This is a genomic window from Neisseriaceae bacterium CLB008 (genome assembly GCA_041228285.1).
Classification (GTDB): Bacteria; Pseudomonadota; Gammaproteobacteria; order Burkholderiales; family Neisseriaceae; genus JAGNPU01.
In genome coordinates, this window is sequence record CP166133.1 from 385556 (window position 1) to 409881 (window position 24326).

Here is a 24326-nt window from a genome sequence, read left to right on the forward strand (position 1 = left end):
TTTTATTCAGAAAGAATGATTGATGCATACTTTGTTGAAGTGTGGTCGTTTTGACCTTGATTTAAGTAGCCCGCAAGTGATGGGGATTTTAAATGCCACGCCGGATTCGTTTTCAGATGGGGGCCGCTATGCCGATCCGGCCGCCGTCCTGGCTACGGCCGAGCAAATGGTGGCCGACGGCGTTGGCCTATTGGACGTGGGCGGGGAGTCGACGCGGCCGAATGCGCCGTTTGTATCGCCTGCTGAGGAAATTGACCGAGTCATGCCGGTTTTGGAAGCGCTGCATGGCCTGAACGTACCGGTGTCTTTGGATACTCGCCGTACGGAAGTGATGCGCGTGGCTCTGGCTGCGGGCTATGTGGATTTAATCAATGATATTTCGGCCTTAGAGGACGATGGTGCAGTGGCTTTACTGCATGACTATCCTGAGGCCGCTATTTGCTTAATGCACATGCAGGGCGAGCCACAAACCATGCAGCAGCAGCCTGGCTATCGCGATGTGGTGGCAGAGGTCAGTGCCTATTTAAAAGGGCGTGTACAGGCTTGCTTAGACGCTGGCATTGCCCTTGAGCGGCTATTGATTGACCCAGGCTTTGGCTTTGGTAAAACCTTGGAACACAATGTGGACTTAATGGTGGGGCTACAAGACTGGCTGCTGCAGGTAGACGTGCCGGTGTTGATCGGCGTGTCGCGTAAAACCATGCTGGGGCAAATGGTGGGTGAGCCCGTTGCCAAAGAGCGTCGCGGCGCCAGCGTTGCCGCTGCGTTGGCGGCAGTGAGCAGGGGTGCCCACATCGTGCGGGTGCACGATGTGAAAGACACCGTTCAGGCGCTACGGGTATGGCAGAACATTGGTATTTTCCTACGGTAAGGAACGCATGGCGCTGGGTACTTTGGGCGCCCTGTGTTGATTTAAGGTCGGGTTGAGGTCATATTTTTTTCATATTTCTAAGATTAGATGCAATTTAAAGCTGACACCCTAGCCGTCAGGTCTTACAATGACTCATAATTTAATGATTGATTCTATAGAAGTGAGTAATGGTTTATGGCACGTAAATATTTCGGTACCGATGGTGTGCGAGGTGAGGTGGGTACTTACCCTATTACCCCAGAGTGTGTTTTAAGATTGGGCTACGCCGCTGGGCGGGTTTTGGTGAATCATGATGCGGGCTATAAGCCGACGGTATTGATTGGTAAGGACACGCGCGTTTCAGGTTATATGTTGGAAGCGGCCTTGCAGGCTGGTTTTACTTCTGCTGGGGTGAACGTGCTGTTGACCGGACCATTGCCTACGCCAGGCGTGGCTTATTTAACTCGAGCGCTGCGCCTATCGGCTGGGGTGGTGATTTCTGCCTCGCACAATGTGTATTCCGACAACGGCATTAAATTCTTTGCCGAAGGCGGCCGTAAGCTTGACGACGAGATTGAGGCGGAAATTGAAGCCATGATGGATCAGCCTATGCCGACCATGCCTTCTGATTACCTAGGCCGTGCCCGCCGTATTGATGGCGCGGTTGACCGTTATATTGAGTTTTGTAAAAGCAGCTTCCCTAATTATCTAGACCTTAAAGGTTTAAAAATTGTGGTCGACACCGCCCACGGTGCGGCTTATCACGTGGCGCCAAAGGTGTTCCATGAGCTAGGCGCTGAAGTGGTGTTGATCGGTGGTGAGCCAAATGGCTTTAACATCAATCAAGAAGTAGGGGCCACCCACACCGACACCATTCAAGCCGCTGTGGTGGCTGAAGGCGCGGATTACGGGATTGCACTGGATGGCGACGGAGATCGATTGATGATGGTAGACGCCAATGGGCGCCTCTATGATGGCGACGCGTTGATTTACGTCATCGCCAAAGCGCGTGCTCAGGCCGGTGCCTTAAAAGGGGGCGTCGTCGGTACGGTGATGACCAATATGGGCATGGAGCTAGCGTTACAGAAGCAAGGCATTGAGTTTGCCCGCGCCAAAGTGGGCGATCGCTATGTGTTGCAGCAATTGTATCAGCGCGATTGGCTGATTGGTGGCGAAGCGTCTGGACATATTTTATGCTTGGATCGCCACAACACGGGTGACGGTATTATTTCAGCCCTGCAAGTGTTGGCTGGCTTAATCGAGCTAAACCAAGACTTGGCTACGGTTTTGAGTGAATGGACGCCGTTTCCGCAGATGATGATTAACGTGCGCCTACAGCCTGGGCAAGACTGGCAGACGGCTTCTGCCGCAGCGCTGGCCGATGCCGAAGCGGCGCTGAAGGGTAAGGGGCGCGTGGTGCTGCGGGCATCGGGCACCGAGCCGGTGGTGCGTGTGATGGTTGAAGCTGAAGCACAAGCCTTAGCCGATCAGTATGCCCGACAGATTGCGCTGGCGATTGATCCAACCCTATAACGATATTTAAGCCTGTGGAAGTGGTTTTTTATGGATTTTTTTGCGCTATTGCAAGATTTTTTTATTCAGTACGGCTATCTGGCGGTGTTTCTCGTGTTGTTCGCCTGCGGTTTTGGCTTACCCATTCCTGAAGACGTGACCTTGGTGACGGGCGGGGTCATTTCTGGCCTTGGCTATACTAATGTGCACACCATGGTGGTGGTGGGGCTGCTGGGGGTATTGATTGGCGACGGAACCGTATTTACCTTAGGTAAGGTATATGGATCGCGGATCTTGAAGTTTAAGCCGGTGGCGCGCATCATGACACCGAAGCGCTACGATCAAATCCAAAAGAAATTCGATAAATACGGCAATGGGGTGCTGTTTATGGCCCGCTTTTTGCCCGGCTTAAGAACCCCCATTTACCTAATGGCTGGCATTTCAGGGCGCATTTCCTATCTGCGCTTTTTGGTGATGGATGGTCTGGCTGCTCTGATTTCAGTGCCGGTATGGGTGTATCTGGGTGAGTTTGGCGCCAGCAATATTGACTGGCTGATGCACAAGGTTCATCAGTTTCAAGCCGGTATTTTCGCGATCTTGGGCGTGTTGTTGGTGGGTGGTCTATTGATGTGGTGGTTTAAAAAACGACGCCAAACGAAGTAAATGAAACGTCAAAAAAGGAGGCTTAGGCCTCCTTTTTTGCGTCTATTTATGTGGGATGCCACAATTTCTGCTCTGAATTTATTATGCGAAAATAAGCACATCAATAAAATAACATTTAAACCGCCTGCCTTTGTGGCGGCGGTTTAAGCATTGTTGGAGTGCGCTATGTTTAATGTATTTAAAACCAGCCTGTGGGTTTGGTTGTTTAGCCTGCTGTTGCCGGGCATGGCCTGGGCAGGCTTAACCGGTGAGCAGATTTTTAATAAGGGCAATGGCCGCGGCGCCGATGCCTGTAATGCTTGCCATGCGGTCGATGGCGGCGGCGTTTTGTCGATTGGGACACCGCGCCTAGCTGGCTTAAACGCAGGCTACTTGGAAAAACAAATCAAGGACTTTGCCAGCGGCCGTCGTCTGCACGTACAGATGCGCCCGATTGCCAAAGCCATGACGCAAGAAGAAATCGAATCTGTGAGTAAATACCTCAGTGGTTTGCCATTGCCTGAACGCAAGATCAAGCAAAGCCTACCGATGGCGGATGAAAGCGTGGGCGCACGTTTGGCGCTGCGTGGCCGTTGGGAAGCCAATATCCCGGCCTGTATTCAGTGTCATGCCTATAACGGTGGCGGCGTGGGGGCATCCTTTCCCGCTATTTCTGGGCAGGGCGCCGTGTACATTGCTAATCAGCTCAATGCGTGGAAAAACGGCGCGCGTGACAACGATCCGATTGGCTTGATGAAACAGATCGCCAGCAAGCTTAGCCGTGAAGACATTGATTCTGTGGCGCAGTGGTTTGGCGCTCAAAATGCGACCAAAAACTAGGAGAACAGCATGAAAACCTTATTATGGCCCCTAGTGGCCGCCGCCTTTCTACTCAGCGCCTGTGGCGAAGATGAAGCCGCTAAAGCCGCCCAGGCTGAAGCCGAAGCCAAAGAGAAAATTGTCACCTTTACCCCACCAGAAGAATCAGAAATCCCTGACGACGAATTTGGTAAAGTGGTGAAACTGGGCCGCGATATTTTCTCAGACACGCCACGCTATGCGCCGCAATACTCTGGTAACGGTTTGAGCTGTCGTAACTGCCACATCGACAACGGTCGCCAGCACAATGCAGCGCCGCTGTGGGCGGCACAAGTGGCTTATCCTCAATACCGCTCTAAAAATGGCCACGTGAACACGCTGTCTGAACGTATTCAAGGCTGCTTTATGTACAGCATGAATGGCACCAAGCCGCCTTTAGGTAGTCCAGAGCTGATTGCGCTAGAGTCGTTTGCGTTCTGGATGGCAAAAGGTGCGCCAGTGGCCACCAAGATCGAAGGTGCAGGCTTTAAAAAATACGATGCGCCAGAAGCGCCTGATTTAAAGCGCGGCGAAAAAGTGTATGAGCAAAAATGCGCCGTGTGCCATGGCCCTGACGGTCAAGGCCAAAAGGTCGATGGTAAATACAATTTCCCACCGCTGTGGGGGCCAGATTCATATAACTGGGGCGCGGGCATGCACCAGCTGAAAAATGCCTCGGCGTTTATTCGCTACAATATGCCGCTAAGCCAGGGTGAAAGCATTGGCGCACAAGAAGCCGTGGACGTGGCCTACTTTATGAATTCGCATGAGCGTCCGCAAGACCCTCGCTTTACTGGCGATGTGGCCGAAACCCGTAAAAAATATCATGACACGCCAGACTCGGTATACGGTACTGAGGTGAATGGCCACATCATGGGCTCTAAGCCAGCCACTTTTGAAAACTGGGGTAAATAAGCCGGATCATGCTGGATCCAAAAACGAGCCTGAGGGCTCGTTTTTTTGTGGTCATTATTCCTTATTATCATATGATTATTAGCTAATAACTTTGGGTTATATGAATATAGCCGCTTATTATTGGTGTTTTACGTCCAGTCAGGGCATGATGACGATCCGAATAAACCGTGTTGATTGTGCTGCTATGTTTGTAAACTGTCTGAATAGGCTGTTATCTTGGTTCTTGCTTGCCGTGTTGGTGTCTGGCCCCGCCGCGATGGCCGCTGGGAGTTTGAAAAATGACACCCTAAACGTCGGCATTGACCTGACCTATGCGCCCTATGCTTATTTAGAGCAGGGCCAGGCCAGTGGCTTTGACCCTGATTTTATGCGCCTGATCGCCAAAACCTTGGGCGGTAAAGCCGAATTTAAAGACACTCGAATTGAAAACATCATCATCGGCCTCAATGCCGGCCACTATGATGTGGTGGCTTCGGCGCTGTACGTGAATCCGCAGCGGGCGAAGCAGGTAGATTTCTTGCCGTATTTACAAACCGGTGGGGTGTTGGTGGTGCGCGGCGACGATGACTTTGCGCCGCAAACCTTGGAAGACCTCTGCGGTAAAAGCATGTCGTCTATGAAGGGCGCTGCCTGGATTCCAACCGTGAATCAGGTGTCGGCAGAGTATTGTGGGCCTAAAGGCTTGAAGCCCATTGTGGTGAAAGAATACCCGAGCGCGCCAGAGGCGGCCCAAGCCTTGCTGTCTAAAGGAGTTGATGTTCAATACGAAGACGCAGCCGTGGCGCAGATGGTGATTAATCAGCTGGGCAATCGCATGAAAATCAGCACCAAAGAGCAGCTGTTCCCGGTGTTGATTGGCTTGGGTTTTACCAAGCAAGACAGCGAGGCTAAAGCCTTGGTGGCCGAGGCGATTCAAACCGTTAAAGCCTCAGGCGAATACGATGCCTTGCTGAAAAAATACAATTTGGCCTTTCCCAGCGATGAGCTGCTAAAAGCCAATGATTTAGCCAATGCCTTGGCGCCCGTCGACACCCACAAAGGCTTTAACTGGGCCTATTTGGGTGGTCTGCTGTACAACACCGATTTTTGGCAGGCCGGCGTGACCGTGCTGCAGCTCAGTACCTTAACCTGGGTTTTAGCCGTGGTGTGGGGCTTTTTATTGGCCTTAGGCAACCAGTCGAAATACCGCATGTTTCAGCGTGCCGCTGGCCTGTATATTTGGCTGTTTCGCAGTCTGCCGCTCTTGGTTTTGCTGATTTTTATTTATAACCTGCCGCAGTTTTGGCCCGCTAGTTCGGTGGTGCTGTCGAACCCATTTATGGCCGGCCTCATTGCCTTGGTGCTGAGCGAATCGGCTTACATTGCTGAAATTCATCGTGGTGCGCTACAGGCCATTCCCAAAGGACAGTATGAAGCCGGTAAGGCTTTAGGCATCCGCTTTTGGGGCATTCAAAAACACATTGTGATTCCACAGGCGTTGAAAGTGGCGCTGCCGCCTTTGACCAATCAATACGTCACCATTGTGAAATTAACCTCGCTGGTGTCGGTGATTTCGTTGACCGAAATCTTACTGGTGGGTCAGCAGCTCTATACCCGTAACTTCCTGGTGATGGAAACCTTGGTGGCGGTGGCGTTTTACTATGTATTGATCGTGAGCCTAGTGACGTGGATTTTGGGTAAGGTAGAGCATCGCTTAGACGTTTCCTTACGCCAAGACAATACCACCGAAGAAACCGTGGCGGTTGACCATGAAACCCTGAACCAATATGGCCGCCTTAAGGCCGAAAAATCGGGTGATCAGGCGCTGAGCATCAAGAGCGGGCGTAAGGCGTTTGGCGCCGTGACCGTGCTCAAAGACGTTGATTTGTCGGTGCAGTGGGGTGAGGTGGTGTCCATTATTGGGCCGTCTGGCTCAGGTAAAACCACCTTGATTCGTAGCCTAAACGGCCTCGAAACTTTAGATCAAGGCCAAGTGTGGCTAGAAGGCAGCCTGTTTATTGATGGTAAGGCGCCGGTGGGGGATGCTCAGGCCCGTATTGTGCATCTAGGCATGGTGTTTCAAAGCTACCATCTGTTCCCGCACAAAACCGTGCTGGAAAACCTAATGCTGGCGCCGGAATACCATCATCAGCCTGTGGCCGAAACTCGGTTGTTGGCCTTGGCCATGTTGGATAAGGTCGGCTTGCTGCGCCACGCCCATAAGTATCCGCATCAGCTGTCGGGCGGCCAGCAGCAGCGCGTGGCGATCGCTCGTGCTTTGGTGATGCAGCCTAATATCATGTTGTTTGACGAGCCCACTTCGGCGCTGGATCCTGAGCTGGTGAATGAAGTCTTGAGCGTGATGGAAGCCTTGGCCAAAGAAGGCATGACCATGATCATCGTCACCCACGAAATGCGCTTTGCCTTTAATGTGTCCGACCGCATCGTGTTTATGGCCGAGGGCGAGATTGTGTATGATCAAACGCCAGAGGCGCTGCGCCAAAATGCCGACCCAAGATTGCGTCGCTTTATTGATCATCAGGCGCCAGAAGACTATAGTATTTAAGACGATGACCATCGGTGGTATCGGCTTTGAGTAAGGATGAACAGAATGAATGAATTTACCGAAATTGGTATTTTGCAGCAGCGTAAAATTGAGGCGGAAATCATCAAGCCTATTTACGACATTATGAAGCGAGAGTTTGGGATTGAAAAAGCCCAGGCCATTATTGAAGAGGCCATTACCGACGCTGCCGTGTCGGCTGGTCAGGCGTTTGCCGAAAAAGAGCCCAACGGCACCAGTGTGGAAAGCTTTGTTGCCCTACAATACCTGTGGGAAAAAGACAATGCGCTGGAGATCGAGGTATTAAACAACAATCATGAGCGCTATGACTACGACGTGAAGCGCTGTCGCTACGCCGAGATGTACCATGAAATGGGCCTCGGCGAGATCGGCTTTTTATTGTCGTGCAACCGCGACAGTAAATTCATCGAAGGCTATGCGCCCCACGTGAAGCTGACCCGTCCCCACACCGTGATGAACGGCGATGGCTTTTGTGATTTTCGCTATGAACTGCAAACGGATAAAAAATGAGCCTGACCCGCATCAGCATTAACCCCCAGCGCTTAACTGATTTATTGGCTGAGTTTGCCCAAATTGGTCAAACAGCCAACGGTGGCGTGACTCGCCTAGCCTTGAGCGATTTAGATAAAGAAGCGCGCGATTTATTCATTGCCAAGGCACGTAGCGCTGGCTTTGGCGTCAAGATTGACGCCATCGGCAATATTTTTGTGCGCCGCGAAGGCCGTCAGCCCGAACTTGATCCGGTGTTAATGGGCTCACACGGCGACTCTCAGCCTAAGGGTGGACGTTTTGACGGCATTTATGGCGTGTTGGCCGGGCTGGAAGTCTTGCTGTCTTTGAACGATCAAGGCGTGGTCACCGAGCGGCCAATAGATTTGGTCATGTGGACCAATGAAGAGGGCGCACGCTTTGCCCCTGCGATGATGGGCGCCGCCGTCTTTACCGGTAAGATGAGTTTGGCCGAAGCCTTGGCGCGCACCGATCGAGATGGGCTGAGCGTGGGTGCTGAGCTGGCGCGCATTGGCTACGTGGGCGCCGATGATTTCAGTGATTATCGTATTCACGCCGCTTTAGAGCTGCACATTGAGCAAGGCCCTATTTTGGAAACCCACGGCAATACGATTGGCGTGGTCACCGGTGCCTTAGGACAACGCTGGTATGAGGTTGAGTTTACCGGCTTGGCGTCACATGCGGGCACCACGCCGATGGACATGCGACAAGACGCCGGCCTAGGCATGGCCCACGCCATGGTGGCTTTGAATCAACTGGGCATGGGCGAAGTGGCCGCCGGCGGCCGCGTGACCGTGGGCGTGACCAAACTTGGGCCAGGTTCGCCTAATGTGATTCCGGCTTCGGCTTGGTTTACCTTAGAAGTACGCCATCCGAGCGCCGACGCCTTGGCCCGTATTGATGCTGAAATCAGCGTGATGATGGCGAAGATTGCCGCCGAGCACCGCCTCAGCGTGACGGTGAAGCCGATCTTGGCATTTACGCCTTTAGCGTTTGATGCACGCTGTATCGAAGTGGTGCGCACGGTGACTCAGGCTTTAGGCTATGCGCATGAAGACATGGTGTCGGGCGCTGGGCATGATTCTTGTCATTTAAGCCACATCGCCCCCACGGCCATGATTTTCATTCCCTGTATCGATGGCCTTAGCCACAATGAAGCCGAAGACATTACCCCTGAGTGGTCGGCAGCGGGTGCCGATGTGTTGGCCCACAGCATGCTGAGCTTAGCCAACGAGGTTTAAGCCTAGGGCGGGGCCAAGAACAAAAGCCTGCGTGAGCAGGCTTTTGGCTTCAGGGCACATGATTTGGGCAGGAATGATGATCGAATGGCTTGCATCAACCTAAGGTTCACTGTTTAAATACAGCTTATTCTTGGTTTAATGATGGCCGACCAGGGCGTCAAACCAGACCGTAACGGGGCATGACCAGCGGGCGCCTGCCCGTATGGCCCTAATGAGGAGCCTCGCGCTATGATTCAGTTTAAACAGGTGGGTAAGACCTTTACCCAAGATGGCCAAGACGTGGTGGCGTTAAAAGACGTCAACCTCAGCATTGCCGTTGGCGACATCTATGGCCTCGTGGGCTACAGCGGCGCCGGTAAGAGTACCTTGCTGCGTTTGATTAACGTTTTAGAGCAGCCCAGCGTGGGTGAAGTGTGGGTGGACGGTGCCTTGATCAGCGCCTACAGCCCGGCCCAGCTACGCCACGCCAAGCGCAACATCGGCATGATTTTCCAACACTTTAACCTGCTGGAAACCAAAACCGTGGCGCAAAATATTGCCTTGCCGCTGGTGTTGGCCGGTGTGAATAAGGCCGAGATCGACCGCAAGGTGGATGAGCTATTGGCCTACGTTGAGCTGCCGGATAAAAAGCACGCTTATCCGCGCGAACTGTCGGGCGGCCAAAAGCAGCGTGTGGGCATCGCCCGCGCACTGGTGAACGACCCCAAAATATTGCTGTGTGACGAAGCCACGTCAGCGCTAGACCCACAAACCACGCTGGCGATTTTAAATCTATTGAAAAAGATTAATCGTGAGCAAAACATCACCATCGTGCTGGTCACGCATGAAATGAGCGTGGTGGAGCGGGTGTGCAATAAGGTGGCGGTGATGGAGCAGGGGCAGGTGATCGAGCACGGCAGCGTGTTGGCCGTGTTTGGCCAGCCGCAGCAAGAAGCCACGCGCCGCTTTGTGCGCACCATCATCAAGCGCGATTTACCTCCCGCTATCGGCCAACACTACACGCCTTCTGAACACTTACGCCTGTTTTCGCTCGGCTATTTGGGCCGGCCTGCATCGCAGCCACTATTAAGCCCCGCTGTGTTACAGCAAGACGCTGCCATCAGCGTGCTGTTCGCCAATACCAAGGAAATTGACGGCATGCTGGTGGGCAGCCTGTCGGTGTCGATCGCCGGTACGCCCGCTCAGATTGCTGCTGCCGTGGCCAGCATTGAAGCCGAAGGCATCAGCGTGACCGAACAGGAAGGAGCCGCCCATGTTTGAAACCAATGTGACTCTGGCCCAGTTTTTACTGGCCGGTCAAGAAACCCTCTTTATGGTGGCCGTGTCGCTATTGGGCGGCGGCCTATTAGGTGCCGTCATCGGCATCGTGTTGGTGATGACGCGGCCTGATGGCGTGCGTCCGAACAAAGTGGTTTACAATGTGTTAAACCCGCTGGTGAATATGTTGCGTTCACTGCCGTTTATCATCTTATTGGTGGCGATTTTACCGTTTACCAAATTTGTGGTGGGCACCTCGATCGGGACGACGGCCGCCATCGTGCCGCTCATCGTCTACATCGGCCCTTTTATTGGCCGTTTGGTTGAGAATTCACTGCTAGAAGTGGGCCCTGGCATCATCGAAGCCGCAGACGCCATGGGCGCCACCACCTGGCAGGTGGTGTGGCATTTCTTACTGCCAGAGGCTAAAGCCTCTTTGGTGCTGAGCATGACCACCGCCACCATCGGCCTGATTGGCGCCACCGCCATGGCTGGCGCCGTCGGCGCCGGCGGTATTGGCGACTTGGCGCTCAACTATGGCTACCAGCGCTTTGATGGCGTGGCCATGATGATGACGGTGGTGATTTTGATTGTGTTGGTGCAGCTGATTCAGTCGTTTGGCAACTGGCTGGCCAAAAAACTACGTTGATTGGGCCACGTTTTAGGCCCACCTCTTTATAAAGGAGTACCGATGAAAAAATACTTTGCCCCTCTGGCTGCCGCTGTTTTGGGCTTAACCCTAGCCGCTTGCGGCCAATCCGGTAGCGCCGACGCCACCGGCGCCGACAAGAAAGAAATTAAAGTGGGCCTACCGCCTAGTGCCCATAATGTGTTGATGGAGCGTTTGGTTAAACCCGCTTTGGAAAAAGAAGGCTACAGCGTGAAGTTGGTGAACTTTAGCTCTTTGCGCGACGCCAATACGGCCTTGGTGGAAGGCGGCGTGGACATGAATGCGGCCCAGCATCAAGCCTATCTTGACGTTTACAATCGTGAAACCGGCAACGACTTAGTGTCGGTGGTGCACATCCCATCGATTCCTGCGGCCCTGTTCTCAACCAAGCAAAGCACGGTGGATGCAGTGAAAACCGGCGACACGGTTTTAATCCCGAATGACCCATCGAATGCCGCGCGCTCGTATGCGCTGTTGGCTAAAATGGGCTGGATCACGCTGAAACTCGGTGCCGAATTGGCTACTTTGACCCAGCAGCAAATTGCTGAAAACCCACATCAGTTAAGCTTTAAAGAAGTGGATTCAGCCTTGATCCCTCGGATGTTAGACGAAGTGAACTACGGCATTATGCCTGGCGGCGTGGCGTGGTTAAGCAAGATTGGCTCGGACAAAGCCTTGGTGCAAGAAACCTTCTTGCCCGAGCTTGAGCTGATGGTGGTGGTGAAAAAAGGCGACGAAACCACTCAGTGGGCGCAAGACGTGAAGAAAGCCTATCAATCTGATGAGCTAAAAACCTTTATCGACACCGATCCAGAAACCAAAGGCTGGTTTGTGTGGCCACAAGGTTGATCTAGCGATCCTATAGGACAACGCTGCCAGTGGCAGCGTTTTTTTATGGGGCATGGGTGAGCTGTGGTTTTTGTGGTCGAACACAATAAAACGATTGGGCAGTCGTTAAATTAAATCCAGTACTTTGTCATGGGGCGCCATATTGAAAGGCTTGTGATTGCGTTAATGAGGGCATTTAACGCGTTGACATTTATGCTGAAATGATGCGGCGGGAGAAGGTTTAAAATAACGTCATGAGCGGATTGATGTGCCGATTATTGTTAGTAATGATAATCATTTACTTTGGCATTTGGCTTAGATATGATCGCTGCTGCAAAAAACAATAAATCAACACACACATGTCTGGAAACCATCATGATGAAGCATAAAAAGCCGTTGGCGCTCTTTGTGGGCAGCCTTTTTTTGATTCCGTCCGCCTGGGCGGTTGAATTCACACCGCGCTTGGCCCTAGAAGGCCAAAGCTATTCTGGTGATGTCTCCGGCGGCATTGGCCTATTTTTACCCCTGTATACGTCTAGCCAAGCCACGTTTTTAGATGTGCAGCAAAATACGGTACGCCACGGCGGCCGCCAAACCTCGGTGGGCTTAGGCCATCGTTTTGTCGGCAGTCATGACGTGGTCTATGGCGCCAACCTGTATGGCGATTTTGGTCAAAGTGGCGGCCACAACCGTTTTTCTCGCCTCTCACTGGGCCTTGAAGCCTTGGGCCCGGTGTTTGAAGCACGTGCCAACGTGTATCTGCCTACCGGCACCAAAGAGCGCTTGGTGGCGCAAAACATGAACACCAAGGTGGGCAGCGATGATTACCTTTATCTACAGCACCATCAAACCGTGGAAAAAATTCGCCGTGGCGCCGACGCTGAAGTAGGCGGTCGCCTGCCCGTGTTTGCGGCCGATGGCCCACAACAGCTCAAGGCCTTTGCTGGGGGCTATTGGTTTAATGGCGATCAGCGCAGCGATTTAGTCGGTGCCAAGGTCAGACTAGAATGGTCGACCCAACAGGCCGCGTTTTTACCGAAAAACGTAGCACTGTCGCTGGGCGCCATGGCCAGTTATGATAACCAGCAACACCTTAAAGGCGGTGCTTTGGCTCGCCTGAGCTTAAGCTTAGGCCAGCAGGCCAGCGGCAACAGCGTAGAAGCGCGCTTGTTACAGCGGGTTGAGCGTGAACGCCAAAGTCGAACTGAAGAAAAACACAGCCTATACGCCGAACGCGCCGCTGATGGCAGCGGTAAAGTATGGGGTAAGGTCGTGATGTTGCGCCCAGAAGCCGCCGCAACGCGCGCATCGGTGTCACTCAATGAACGCCTGACGGCCGCCGGTAAAGACGCTTTAGTGCTGGTGGCGGGCGACGTTAAGCTCGACCAAACCTTGAGCTTAGGGCCAGACCAACACCTCTACGGCGGCCAAAGCGTGGCCGTGGTCGGTAGCGAAACCGGCACCAAAGCCGACCACCGTTTCGCCGAGCAGGCGGGTCGCCTCGTTGGCCTTAATCAAGCGCAAGACGTGTTGCAGATGCACAGCGGCAGCAGCGTGAACCAATTGGCGATTGAAGGCGGCCGCTCCGGTATTCAGGCCCGCAACGCCAATGGCATCCGCATTAATCAGGTTCAGGTTAAGAATAGCGCCCTCAACGGCGTGCAGCTCAATCAGGTCGTTCAAGCGCAGCTACAAGGTTTAACCGTGGCCCAGACTGGCCACGATGGTGTGGCGGTGGATCAGGGTAGCCAGATCACGATTGAGCGTGCCGACATCAGCCAAACCGGTCACGACGGCATTCGCTTGGTTGGCGTCAACGACGTGAAGATTGATCAGGCCAATATCCACGACCTCAGTATTTGCGACAACAATACCGACTGCGAATTTGCCGTGGCCGCCGACCCGAATCGAGTGCCGTTTTCTGCCATCAGCTCATGGGGCGGCAGTAACCTAAGCATCAGCAACAGTCAGATAACCGACACCACCTATGGCGTGTTCGTGGGCAGCGTGTTCGAAGAAAACAACTACGGCTACGACATCGTCACCCAAGCCAAAAACATCAAGCTAGACAATGTGGCGATCAACAATACCCGCCGCGAAGGCGTGCTGTTGGTCGGTGCCAATCAGGTTGAACTGAACAAGGTCAGCATTGACAACGGCGCTCGCCAAGGTCAAGAAAAGCCAGAAATGGACTTGGTGGTGCTACAGGCCACATCGGACGTGAAGATTAAAGACATGGCCCTCAAAGGCGGGGTCAATGGCCTGATGCTGGTGGCGTCTTCCAATATTGAAGGCGAAACTGCACGGGTGAGCGTCGACGGCTTGACCACCACCGGCACCAGCCGCGCCGGCGTATTCTTTAACCCGGTACACGACATCGAGCTGACAAACGTGACCATCGATCAAGCCGGCACCTACGGCCTCTTTATGTTCGCCAGCGATTGGTCTGGCGCGGTGGAGAACATTCGTTTTGACAACGTTCAGGTAAACGCAGCCAAAGACGCTGGCATCTATGCGGTTGGTCCTTTGAATAACATCAGCGGAGACGTTACGATTGCGCAGACCGATAAGGTGTGTGAAACAGCGCCTTGGGGGGGTGCGAACCTGAGTCAAGATGCAGGGCAAACGTGGTCAGTAAACGGCGCCACCATGAGTACTGAAGGCTTTAAGCAACAGTGTCGTTAAGCTATTGATGTTTATTAGATACGCCCAGAACGGTTGTTCTGGGCGTTTTGCATTTTGGCAGGTAGGCAGCGTTTTTATTATTGGGTAGTCACGGGGCTGCGCCCATAAAAAACACCCGCCGTAGCGGGTGTGGGGGTGAACCGATGGCTTACTTGGCGAAATAGCTGTTGTAAACGCGGTCGTATTCGCCGTTTTCTTGAATTTTCTTCAGGGCGGCGTTGAGCATGTCGCGGGTTTCGGTGTCGCCCTTACGCACGGCCATGCCGTAGTGTTCTTTTTCAAATAGGTCGGTTTCGATGATGGTAAAGCCTTTGTCACCGTTGTTTTTGACGTAGTTTTCTACCACGGCATTGTCACTGATGGCTGCTTGTGCGCCGCCGGTTTCCACTTCTTTTAATACCAAGGGTAGGCTTTCAAAGCGGGCGATTTTGTCGCTGGTGGCGCCGAGGATTTTTTGCGCCACGGTGTCGGCAGAGGTGCCGATGGTGACGGCCACTTTAGCCAAATTTTTCAAGTCTTCTGGGGTTTTGATGTCTTGGCCTTTGGGCACCAAGATCACTTGGTTGATCTCAAAATAAGGATCGCTGAAGTCCATGATTTGCTTGCGCTCATCGGTGATGGTCACGGTGGCGGCCAAAATGTCGTTGTCGCCGCGGCGTAGGGTTTCAAAGATGCCTTCCCACGGGGTGTTCACAAACGTCACTTTAAAGTTACCGGCTTCGGCCATGGCTTTGACGATGTCGACGTCAAAGCCCACGATGTTGCCTTCGCTGTCGACCGATTCGAAAGGCGCAAAGGCGGCGTTCATGGCCACGCGATAGACGCGGCCGTCGGTGCTGGCTTCGGGTGCGTTGTTGACATCGGTTTTTGGCTCTGGTGAGCTTTGGCCACAGGCGCTGAGTAAGAGGGCGGCGCTGACGAGGACGCTGCTGAGTAATTTGGTCATGGTCGATCCTTTGTAGAAGAGAGGTGTTGTTATAAGGCGTTTAATCGTTTGCGCATTAAGGTGCAGGCCACCGCCACGCTAGGGCTGAGGGTGAGCTGGGCCTGGCCGAGGCTGTCATAACCATTGAGTTTATAGAAGGCTTTGGAGTTTAGCGAGGCAAATAATTTTAAATCCGCCACCCCAGCGGCTAGGGCCAAATCTTCGGCCTGATGCAGCATAGCGGTGCCGAGGCCTTGGTTTTGGACAAAGGGATGGACGTAGAGGGCGTCGAGCTCACCTTGATGCAGGTCTAATTGAAAAAAACCTTGGATGTTGCCTTTATACGCCACCACCCAAAGTTCTTTTGATTGCAGCGCCTCGGCGTAGCTGTCGGGCGACAGCAGGCCCAGCCAGGTTTCGCGAGTGGCGTTGTCGTAGGCCCGGGCGCAGGTGTACTGCACCGCATTGCGATGGGCTTCGTAGATGTCCTCAAAATCCGCCGCTGTGGCTTGGCGGATGTCGGTTAAAGGTGGATTCATGTGTCGGTTACCGGCCTTACTCGAGCAGTCAACAAAATGGTTGGGTTGAATACCCATCATTTATAGCGAATTCATCCGCCTACGTCTAGTGGCTGCCGACCAAATCCATGCTTTTAATCAATTTGTGCGTCGAGGTCGGCCTTAATTTGCTCTACCGCTTCTTGCCAACTGAGCCAATCGGCCTCAATGCTGGCCAGCTGGCTTTTGATTTGTGCCAGTTCCGCCAGATTTTTTTGCAGGGTGTCTTTTTGCTCGGGGGCGTAGGCGTCTTCTGAGGCTAAAAATGCTTCTAGCTGAGCCTGCTGCGCGCCGAGCTGGTCCATGTCTTTTTCGGCTTTGGCGATTTTGTTGAGATAAGGCTTGGTTTGGCTAGACAGAGCCTGGCGCAGCTGGGCTTCTTTACGCTTGATGTCTTTGCGGCTGACCTGATCGCCTGAGGCGGCAGGGGCCTTGCTGGAAAACTGCTCAAGCCGCCACAGGCGGTAGGCGTTGAGGTCGCCATCAAACGGTGTCAGCTTGCCGTCTTGCACCAGTAAAAACGAATCGGTTGTGGCTTCCAGTAGGCTACGGTCATGCGACACCAAGATTAAGGCGCCGCTGAAGCTTTGCAGGGCGAAGGTCAGGGCGTGGCGTAGGTTGAGGTCCAGATGGTTAGTCGGTTCGTCGAGCAGCAATAGATTTGGCTTTTGCCACACGATCATGGCCAAGGCCAAGCGGGCCTTTTCACCGCCAGAGAAGGGCTCAATCGCCTGCATGGCCATGTCGCCAACAAAGTTAAAGCCGCCTAAGAAGTTACGGATGTCTTGCTCTTTGGCTTCGGGGCTGAGGCTTTGAATGTGCCAAATCGGGCTTTGATCGGGGCGTAAAGTATCTAGCTGGTGTTGGGCAAAATAGCCAACGTTGAGCTTTTCTGATTTGATCACGCTGCCGGACAAGGGCGCTAAGCTACCGGCAATGGTTTTAATCAAGGTGGATTTACCGCTGCCGTTGACGCCTAAAAGGCCATATCGGGCGCCGCTTTCCAGAGAAAAAGTCAGGTCTTTAAAGATGGGCTGATCGCCATAGCCTAAATCGGCGTGGTCGATTTTTAACAGCGGATTGGGCAGATGGTCGGGCGAAATGAATTCAAAATTAAATTGGCTGTCGAGGTGGGCTGGCGCAATCAGCTCTAAGCGTTCCAGCGCTTTGACCCGACTTTGTGCCTGCTTGGCCTTGGTGGCTTTGGCTTTAAAGCGGGTAATAAAGCTTTGCAGATGGGCGATGTGGCCTTGTTGCTTTTCATAGGCAGACTGCTGCTGGCTCAGTTTTAGGGCGCGGGCCTGCTCGAAGGCATCGTAATTGCCGGTATAGGCGGTCAGCTTTTGCTGGGCCAATTCGGCAATGTGGGTTGTGGTGGTGTTTAAAAAATCACGGTCATGCGAAATGATGATTTGGGTACACGATAGCGTGGTGAGGTGCTCCTCTAGCCACAGTACGGTTTCCAGATCCAAGTGGTTAGTGGGTTCGTCTAACAGCAGCAGGTCGGCGCGGCACATCAATGCTTGGGCTAAGTTTAAGCGCATACGCCAGCCGCCGCTAAAGGCTTTAGTCGGCTTTTGATGTTCGGCCTGATCGAAGCCCAAGCCGCTTAACAGTTTGGCCGCACGTGAGGGTGCGGTGTAGGCGTCGATGTCGTCTAGCTGCTGGTGTAAGAGGGCGATGCGCTCGCCGTCGTCTGCGGCCTCGGCGGCTTTGAGCTCGGTCTGTAGCTGCTGTAAGGTGGCGTCGCCGTTGAGTGCGTATTCTAGGGCGCTGATTTCTAGAGCGGGCGTTTCCTGAGCCACGCTGGCGATGCGCCAGTTTTTAGGCATGAGGATGTCGCCCTTATCGGGCACTAACTCGCCTTTTAATAAGGCAAATAAGCTGGATTTACCGGTGCCGTTTTGGCCGATTAAACCCCAACGGGTGTTGGGGTTGATGGTGAGGTTGGCCTGGTCGAGCAACACTTTGGTGCCGCGTTGCAGCGACAGGTTTTTAAGTTCAATCATGGATGGGTTACTTATTCAATTCAGTCAGTGGCCAGCGCGGCTTGGTCGTGAAGGAGCCACCGGGCGCACGGGCGTGTTGTAGGTTCATGGCGCCAGCAAAGGCAATCATGGCGCCGTTGTCGGTGCACAGTGCCATTGGCGGAAAAAATACCTCGGCTTTAAGGGCGTTGAGGCTGGCGCGCAGCGCCTTATTGGCGCCCACGCCACCGGCTACGACGAGGCTCTGGTAGCCGGTTTGTTTTAAGGCCAGCTTGGCTTTGTGGGTGAGGAGGTCAACGGCGGCGTCCTGGAAGGCTAAGCAAATGTCGCAGCGGGTTTGTTCGCTGATCTCGCCGTCGGCCTCTTTGAGCTTATTCACTTGGGTGAGTACGGCGGTTTTGAGGCCAGAAAAACTCATGTTGAGGTCGCCGCTGTGCTTCATCGGGCGCGGAAACTCAAAGCGCCCAGGCGTGCCTTGTTCGGCCAGCTCAGACAGCTTGGCGCCGCCTGGATAAGGCAGGCCTAAGAGCTTAGCGGTTTTGTCAAAGGCTTCGCCCGCTGCGTCGTCTACGCTTTCGCCAAGGAGGGCGTAATCGCCAATGGCTTTGACCGCCATAAACTGGGTGTGGCCGCCAGAGACCAACAGGGCAATAAACGGAAACTCTGGCTGGGCGTCGGCGAGGAGCGGCGACAGTAGGTGGCCCTCAAGGTGGTGGACGCTGATGACGGGCTTATTGAGGGCAAAGGCCATGGCGTTGGCAAAGCTGGCGCCGGCTAAGAGCGCGCCGCCCAAGCCTGGGCCTTGAGTAAAGGCAATGGCGTCGATGTCGGCTAAGGTCACGCCGGCCTCTTTGAGGCAGCCTTGGGTCAGCGGCACCAGACGACGAATGTGGTCTCGGCTGGCCAATTCTGGCACCACGCCACCGTATTCGGCGTGCATGGCCATTTGTGTGTGTAATTGGTGGGCCAATAAGCCTTGCTCTAAGTCGTAGAGCGCCACACCGGTTTCGTCACACGACGATTCTATGCCTAAAACCAACATATTACTTGCCTAAATAAAAAGGGCTATTCTACCGCTTTTTGGCTTGATTGATAATGGCTTTTGTAAAAGACTGGCGTTTTAATATATATTTTAATATAATGTATTTTGTTTAATTGAATTGGGGGGAGCATGGATTTAGACATCATGCGCGCCGCAGCCGGCCAGGCCAGTGCGGTGTTGAAAAGCTTGGGGAATGAAGATCGGCTGATTTTATTGTGCCATTTGAGCCAAGAAGAGCTGTCGGTTGGGCAGCTGTCGCTCTTGACTGGCATTGTCCAGCCAACGTTGTCGCAGCAGCTAGGCGTTTTGCGCAGCGAGCAGATGGTGGCGACCCGCCGCGACGGCAAGCACATTTACTACCGCATTGCCGACGATAAGATCAAGGCGCTATTGCAGTGTCTGTATGATTTATATTGCCCTGACGAGGGGCGTTTGCGAGAGGAGTAGCGGCATGGGCATGGCTTTATTGGGCGGCGCCTTAATCGGCTTGGCCGCCTGTTTGGTGCTGTTGGGCTTGGGCAAAATCATGGGCATCAGCGGCATGCTGCGCGGGCTGTTTACGCCGACGCGGCTGCCGCTGTGGCAGGCGTGCTTTATGCTGGGTCTATTGCTGTCGCCGTGGCTGTGGCGGTTGTTTGGGCCGCTGCCTGAGGTTGAGGTCACGGGTTCGGTGCCGCTACTGGTGGTAGCGGGGCTCTTGGTGGGCTTTGGCGCCAGCATGGGTTCGGGCTGCACCAGCGGCCACAGCGTGTGCGGCATGGCCCGCTTGTCGCCGCGCTCGATGGTGGTGACCGGCCTCTTTATGCTGGCCGGTGCGGTGACGGTATATGGTTTAAAACATGTTTGGATGGGGGCCTAATATGCGGTATCTTATGAGTCACATCGTGCTGGCGACGCTGGCTGGCCTATTATTTGGCCTGGGCTTGTTACTGTCTGGCATGGCGAATCCAGCCGTGGTGCAGGGGTTTTTAGACCCATTTGGGGCCTGGCGCCCTGAGTTGGCTGCCGTGATGTTGGGGGCGCTCAGCCTGTCTGGCCTGGGCGTTTATCTGGCGAAAAAGCGCACCCTTACTTGGTCAAATGAGGCTTTGAGCCTGCCTAAGAACGGCCCCATTAATGCGCGCCTCATCGGCGGCGGCCTCATTTTTGGGGTGGGCTGGGGTTTGGCGGGCATTTGCCCTGGGCCTGCGGTGGTGCTGTTGGGCCGCGGCGTGTGGCAAGGCGTGGTGTTCGCGGCGGCGATGCTGGCCGGCATGGGTTTGTTTCATCTATTACAACGTTATAAAAACTAAATAAAGGAGTCGTCAATGAATGTCACCACACAATGGGTAGACGGTTTGTGTTTTCTCACCACCACGGGCAGCGGCCACAGCATTGTCACCGATGCAGCGCCATCGGTCGGCGGCCATAATCGCGGCGCACGGCCGATGGAGTTGTTGTTAGCGGGGATGGCGGGCTGTTCCAGCATCGACGTGGTGCAAATCGCTAAAAAGCAGCGTCAAGACATCGTTGACTGCGTTGCTAAAGTAGAAGCCAAGCGTGCTGATACCGTGCCCAGCGTCTTCACTGAAATTCACATTCATTTTGATGTGTATGGTCGCGACTTGGCTGAGGCCGGCATTGCCAAAGCGGTGCAGCTGTCGGCAGATAAATACTGTTCGGCTTCGATCATGTTGGGTAAGGCCGCCAAGATCAGCCACAGCTTTGCGATTCATCCGCCTAAAGTAGATGAGCCTGTGGCTTAAGTAGGCTTAGGTTTAAAAAACGCCGTTCTGAAGCAGATGCTTGAGAACGGCGTTTTGGCGTTTGGCCTAGTCGACCACGTCGGGGCGGTGTTTGGGCTTGAGGCGTACGTAAAGGGTGCGATGCAGCTTGGCCACTTCGTTGCCGCGGCTGTCGTAAATGATGTCGACGACCTCAGGGAAGTATTTTTCACCGTTGCGCGTGTGGTGCTGAATTTCCGTCATCAGTTTGTCGGTGATGCGGCATTCAACGTAGATTTCGCCAATGCCTGGCTTGATGAATTCAATCGAGGCGGCTTTATCCCAGACGAAGTAGCGGTCGTTTAAGGCGCCCATTAGCAAAACGCTGTAGATCGGGTCGGTCATGGCGAACATGCTGCCGCCAAATTGGGTGCCGTTGGCGTTTTTGGTCCAGGGGCGATGCTTGAGGATGACTTTGCAGGTGCGCCAGTCGTTGGCGATGTGCGTGAGCTTGACCCCGGCAAAGAAAAATGGCGGCCAAATATTCATCACGTGGCGCATGCGGTTGGGCTTGGCCAATACCCAGGTTCTTAAACTCATGCTTCTTCTGCCTTGGTTTCTAGGTTGAAGAAGTATTGCTGGGCGTCGATCGGGCCATCGTTCACCATGAGGGCTTGGTTGGCGGCGCCGTGTTTGATGACGGCTAGGGCTAAATAGCCACTGGCGTCGGCACAGGCGTTGATGACGATGCCGGCATCGGCGCCGTCTTGCAGTACCGGCATGCCGGCTTCGATCACTTGCGCTGCGCGGGCGATCATCAGGCCGCGTTTGACTTGGCCGCGGTAGTGGGCGCGGGCAATGATTTCTTGGCCGGGGTAGCAGCCTTTTTTAAAGTGAACGCCGCCTAAGGCCGTTTGGTTCAGCATTTGCGCCACGCAGGTTTCGGTGGTGGCGAGGCTGACCCAAGGATAGCCGCTGAGGATTTGCTGGCGCCACCATGCGGTTTCAGCGGTGGCGTCATGGCTGGCGGCAACTTGGTCGGCCAGGCCCAGAATCACTTCAGATTGATTCGGTAGGGTGATGTGCCAGCCGTGATCGTCTTGGCGGGCGGCAAACTGGTGCAGCGGCGTGTCGCCGGCCTGAATGGGCTCGGAGCCGGTGGTGAGGCCGGCCACAACGCGGGCGTCGCTTAAATCAATGCTGACCTTGGCGCGCATCACGAACATGCGCAGGCGCTTGGCCAAAGCCTCGGCTAGGTCTTTGGCCACCATCAGCCACAGCTCATCGCCGGTGTTTAACACCAGCATATTGGCGATGACGCGGCCTTTAGGCGTATTGTAAGTCGCATAGCAGGCGTGGCCGACGGCTAGGTCTTCGATGTGGTTAGACAATTGATTGTGTAAAAAAGTGGCGCGTTCTTCGCCGCTGAAGGCCAGCACGCTGAAAAACGGCAATAAACTGCTTTGGATTTGGGGCATGATTCTTCCTTATGGTCGGCATTTGGCGCCAACGTTGGTGCGTGTGAGGGGTGGTGGGGCGGCTAGGCCGCACCCACTGACCACTAAGGCTTAAACGTCAACTTCGACTTGATTGCCTTTTTCTTCCATCCAGGCGCGGCGGCTGGCGGCTTCGCCTTTACCCATTAGCTTCACGAATGTGCTTTGGGTGTCGGTTTGATCCTGCTCTTGGCTGCCGATGCGCACTTGCAATAAGCGGCGGGTGTCTGGATGCATGGTGGTGTCTTTTAACTGGTCGGGGTTCATCTCGCCCAGGCCTTTAAAGCGGCTGATGGCGTAGGCGGTGTCTTTGACGCCTTCGGCCTGTAGGCGCTCGAGAATGCTGTCTAATTCTTGCTGATCGAGGGCGTATAGCTTACGCGCTGGCTTATTTTTGCCCTGGGCGTTGACGTCGACGCGGAACAGCGGCGGTTGCGCCACGTAGATGTTGCCGTTGGCCACCAGTTTGGGAAAGTGGCGATAGAACAAGGTCAGCAGCAGCACCTGAATGTGGGCACCGTCGACGTCGGCATCGGACAGGATGGCGATTTTGCCATAGCGTAGGCCGCTGAGGTCGACGTTGTCTTTCGGGCCGTGTGGATCGACGCCGATGGCCACAGAAATGTCGTGAATCTCTGAATTCGAGAACAGCTGGTCTTTATGGACTTCAAAGCTGTTCAAGACCTTACCGCGTAGCGGCAAAATGGCCTGAGTGGCTTTGTCGCGGGCCAGCTTAGCTGAACCGCCGGCCGAATCGCCTTCGACCAAGAAGAGTTCGTTCTCACGCACGTCTTCGCTTTCGCAGTCGGTCAGCTTGCCCGGTAAAACCGCCACGCCTGAGCCTTTGCGTTTTTCAATTTTCTTCACCGAACGCAGGCGGGCCTGCGCTTGGCGAATGGCCAGTTCGGCGATTTTCTTACCGGCGTCTACGTTTTGGTTAAGCCATAGCTCAATCGGGTCGGTGGACACGCTGGCGACTAAGCGCAGGGCGTCACGGTTGGTGAGCTTGTCTTTGGTTTGGCCTTGGAATTGAGGGTCTAATAGGCGTGCTGACAGCACAAACGACACTTTGTTGAACACGTCGTCAGACTGAACCTTCACCCCGCGCGGTAATAGATTGTGTAGGGTGATGAAGTTGTTCACCGCATGGTAGACGGCCTGTTTGAGGCCGGCCTCGTGGGTGCCGCCTAGGGGGGTGGGGATGAGGTTGACGTAGCTTTCGTGGGCGGTGTTGCCTTCTTCCATCCAGGTGAGGGCAAAACTTGCGCCTTCGCCTTTGCTGAAGGTTTCGTGGTCGTCGTCGATGTAGTTGTCGGCGGCAAAAATCGGTACGGCCATTTCCTGACCGTCACAGAGTTCTAATAAATAGCTTTTTAAACCGTTAGGATAATGCCAGGTTTTTTCATGCTGTAGGCCATCACTGCCGATTTGCGACAGGCTCACCTTTACGCCGGGCAGCAACACGGCCTTGGCGCGCAATAGCCGTTCTAATTCGGCGATGACGTAGCGGCCGCTTTCAAAATACTTGGCGTTGGGCCAGACGCGCACCGTGGTGCCGGTGTCTTTCACCGCACACTTGCCAATTTGGGTCAGCGGTTCGATGACGTCGCCGCCGGAGAAAACAATGCGCCAAATGCCGCCTTCGCGTTTGACCGTGACTTCTAAGCGGTGGCTTAAAGCGTTAGTGACCGAAACGCCCACGCCGTGTAGGCCGCCGGAAAACGCATAGGCGCCGCCGTCTTTTTTATTAAACTTACCGCCGGCGTGCAGCTGGGTAAACACCAGTTCGACCACGCTGATTTGCTCAATCGGGTGTAGGCCAACGGGAATGCCGCGACCGTCGTCGGACACGCTCAAAGAGCCGTCTTCGTGAATGACGACTTCGACGTTTTGGGCGTAGCCGCCCAAGGCCTCATCCGCCGCGTTGTCGATGACTTCTTGGCAGATGTGGGTCGGGCTGTCGGTACGGGTATACATGCCCGGACGTTCTTTAACCGGCTCCAGGCCTTTTAAGATCTGGACGCTGCTTTCGTTATACTGTTTGTCGGTCATAGTGATGGCGCTTCTTCCCGTAGGCGGCAGAG

At 54.2% G+C, this 24326-nt stretch carries 23 protein-coding genes; 16 read left to right on the forward strand and 7 right to left on the reverse strand.

Features of this window, described 5'->3' with window-relative positions:
* The first annotated feature begins 22 nt into the window (after positions 1-22).
* The 12 genes from folP (at position 23) to AB8Q18_01805 (ending at position 14531) form a co-directional block, all read left to right on the forward strand.
* Positions 23-871 (forward strand): dihydropteroate synthase, encoded by an 849-nt coding sequence (folP, locus tag AB8Q18_01750; protein XDZ51794.1) that lies wholly within the window; start codon positions 23-25, stop codon positions 869-871.
* Between the two features lie 174 nt (positions 872-1045).
* Positions 1046-2383, forward strand: a complete 1338-nt coding sequence (gene glmM / locus AB8Q18_01755) for a phosphoglucosamine mutase (protein XDZ51795.1) — start codon at positions 1046-1048, stop codon at positions 2381-2383.
* 30 nt (positions 2384-2413) lie between these two features.
* Positions 2414-3025, forward strand: a complete 612-nt coding sequence (locus AB8Q18_01760) for a DedA family protein (GenBank protein XDZ51796.1) — start codon at positions 2414-2416, stop codon at positions 3023-3025.
* A 165-nt stretch (positions 3026-3190) separates the two neighbouring features.
* Complete coding sequence (locus tag AB8Q18_01765) at positions 3191-3844, forward strand: cytochrome c (protein XDZ51797.1); 654 nt, start codon at positions 3191-3193, stop codon at positions 3842-3844.
* Between the two features lie 9 nt (positions 3845-3853).
* Complete coding sequence (locus tag AB8Q18_01770; GenBank protein XDZ51798.1) at positions 3854-4777, forward strand: c-type cytochrome; 924 nt, start codon at positions 3854-3856, stop codon at positions 4775-4777.
* A gap of 184 nt (positions 4778-4961) precedes the next feature.
* The gene (locus AB8Q18_01775; GenBank protein XDZ51799.1) at positions 4962-7322 is read left to right on the forward strand and encodes an ABC transporter permease subunit; all 2361 of its coding nucleotides are present in this window, start codon (positions 4962-4964) and stop codon (positions 7320-7322) included.
* Between the two features lie 45 nt (positions 7323-7367).
* Positions 7368-7850 (forward strand): L-2-amino-thiazoline-4-carboxylic acid hydrolase, encoded by a 483-nt coding sequence (locus AB8Q18_01780; GenBank protein XDZ51800.1) that lies wholly within the window; start codon positions 7368-7370, stop codon positions 7848-7850.
* Complete coding sequence (locus tag AB8Q18_01785; protein XDZ51801.1) at positions 7847-9091, forward strand: Zn-dependent hydrolase; 1245 nt, start codon at positions 7847-7849, stop codon at positions 9089-9091. The genes AB8Q18_01780 and AB8Q18_01785 overlap by 4 nt, the downstream gene beginning before the upstream one ends.
* Positions 9092-9319: 228 nt before the next feature.
* A complete protein-coding gene (locus AB8Q18_01790) occupies positions 9320-10351 on the forward strand; it encodes a methionine ABC transporter ATP-binding protein (protein XDZ51802.1) in 1032 nt (343 codons plus the stop codon).
* The gene (locus AB8Q18_01795) at positions 10344-10997 is read left to right on the forward strand and encodes a methionine ABC transporter permease (protein XDZ51803.1); all 654 of its coding nucleotides are present in this window, start codon (positions 10344-10346) and stop codon (positions 10995-10997) included. Before AB8Q18_01790 ends, AB8Q18_01795 begins: the two co-directional genes overlap by 8 nt.
* A 42-nt stretch (positions 10998-11039) precedes the next feature.
* Positions 11040-11867: a MetQ/NlpA family ABC transporter substrate-binding protein gene (locus tag AB8Q18_01800; GenBank protein ID XDZ51804.1), complete on the forward strand. Its 828-nt coding sequence runs from the start codon at positions 11040-11042 to the stop codon at positions 11865-11867.
* A 354-nt stretch (positions 11868-12221) separates the two neighbouring features.
* Entirely contained in the window at positions 12222-14531 is a 2310-nt protein-coding gene (locus AB8Q18_01805) for a right-handed parallel beta-helix repeat-containing protein (GenBank protein ID XDZ51805.1), read from the forward strand.
* A 148-nt stretch (positions 14532-14679) separates the two neighbouring features.
* On the opposite strand, the gene AB8Q18_01810 is transcribed toward AB8Q18_01805, so the two are convergent.
* The 4 genes from AB8Q18_01810 to tsaD form a co-directional block, all read right to left on the reverse strand.
* Complete coding sequence (locus AB8Q18_01810) at positions 14680-15477, reverse strand: basic amino acid ABC transporter substrate-binding protein (GenBank protein XDZ51806.1); 798 nt, start codon at positions 15475-15477, stop codon at positions 14680-14682.
* Between the two features lie 29 nt (positions 15478-15506).
* On the reverse strand, positions 15507-15995 hold the full coding sequence (locus AB8Q18_01815; protein ID XDZ51807.1) for a GNAT family N-acetyltransferase: 489 nt from the start codon (positions 15993-15995) through the stop codon (positions 15507-15509).
* A 113-nt stretch (positions 15996-16108) separates the two neighbouring features.
* Positions 16109-18022, reverse strand: coding sequence for an ATP-binding cassette domain-containing protein (locus AB8Q18_01820; GenBank protein XDZ51808.1), 1914 nt, complete (start codon positions 18020-18022; stop codon positions 16109-16111).
* Positions 18023-18029: 7 nt separating this feature from the next.
* The gene (gene tsaD / locus AB8Q18_01825) at positions 18030-19043 is read right to left on the reverse strand and encodes a tRNA (adenosine(37)-N6)-threonylcarbamoyltransferase complex transferase subunit TsaD (protein ID XDZ51809.1); all 1014 of its coding nucleotides are present in this window, start codon (positions 19041-19043) and stop codon (positions 18030-18032) included.
* Between the two features lie 129 nt (positions 19044-19172).
* Here tsaD and AB8Q18_01830 point away from each other — a divergent pair, with 129 nt between their 5' ends.
* From AB8Q18_01830 to AB8Q18_01845, 4 genes are read left to right on the forward strand one after another with little or no spacing between them, the layout of a single operon-like run.
* Positions 19173-19490, forward strand: coding sequence for an ArsR/SmtB family transcription factor (locus AB8Q18_01830; GenBank protein XDZ51810.1), 318 nt, complete (start codon positions 19173-19175; stop codon positions 19488-19490).
* A 4-nt stretch (positions 19491-19494) separates the two neighbouring features.
* Positions 19495-19902 carry a YeeE/YedE family protein gene (locus tag AB8Q18_01835; protein XDZ51811.1) on the forward strand — a complete coding sequence of 136 codons (408 nt, stop codon included), beginning with the start codon at positions 19495-19497 and terminating at the stop codon, positions 19900-19902.
* 13 nt (positions 19903-19915) lie between these two features.
* A complete protein-coding gene (locus AB8Q18_01840) occupies positions 19916-20335 on the forward strand; it encodes a DUF6691 family protein (protein ID XDZ51812.1) in 420 nt (139 codons plus the stop codon).
* Between the two features lie 15 nt (positions 20336-20350).
* Entirely contained in the window at positions 20351-20788 is a 438-nt protein-coding gene (locus AB8Q18_01845) for an OsmC family protein (GenBank protein XDZ51813.1), read from the forward strand.
* A 66-nt stretch (positions 20789-20854) separates the two neighbouring features.
* Here the strand turns inward: AB8Q18_01845 and AB8Q18_01850 are convergent, their stop codons facing one another.
* The 3 genes from AB8Q18_01850 to AB8Q18_01860 form a co-directional block, all read right to left on the reverse strand.
* On the reverse strand, positions 20855-21346 hold the full coding sequence (locus AB8Q18_01850) for a DUF4442 domain-containing protein (protein XDZ51814.1): 492 nt from the start codon (positions 21344-21346) through the stop codon (positions 20855-20857).
* Complete coding sequence (locus AB8Q18_01855) at positions 21343-22224, reverse strand: folate-binding protein YgfZ (protein XDZ51815.1); 882 nt, start codon at positions 22222-22224, stop codon at positions 21343-21345. Before AB8Q18_01855 ends, AB8Q18_01850 begins: the two co-directional genes overlap by 4 nt.
* Before the next feature lie 90 nt (positions 22225-22314).
* Complete coding sequence (locus AB8Q18_01860) at positions 22315-24294, reverse strand: DNA topoisomerase IV subunit B (GenBank protein ID XDZ51816.1); 1980 nt, start codon at positions 24292-24294, stop codon at positions 22315-22317.
* Positions 24295-24326 lie beyond the last annotated feature (32 nt).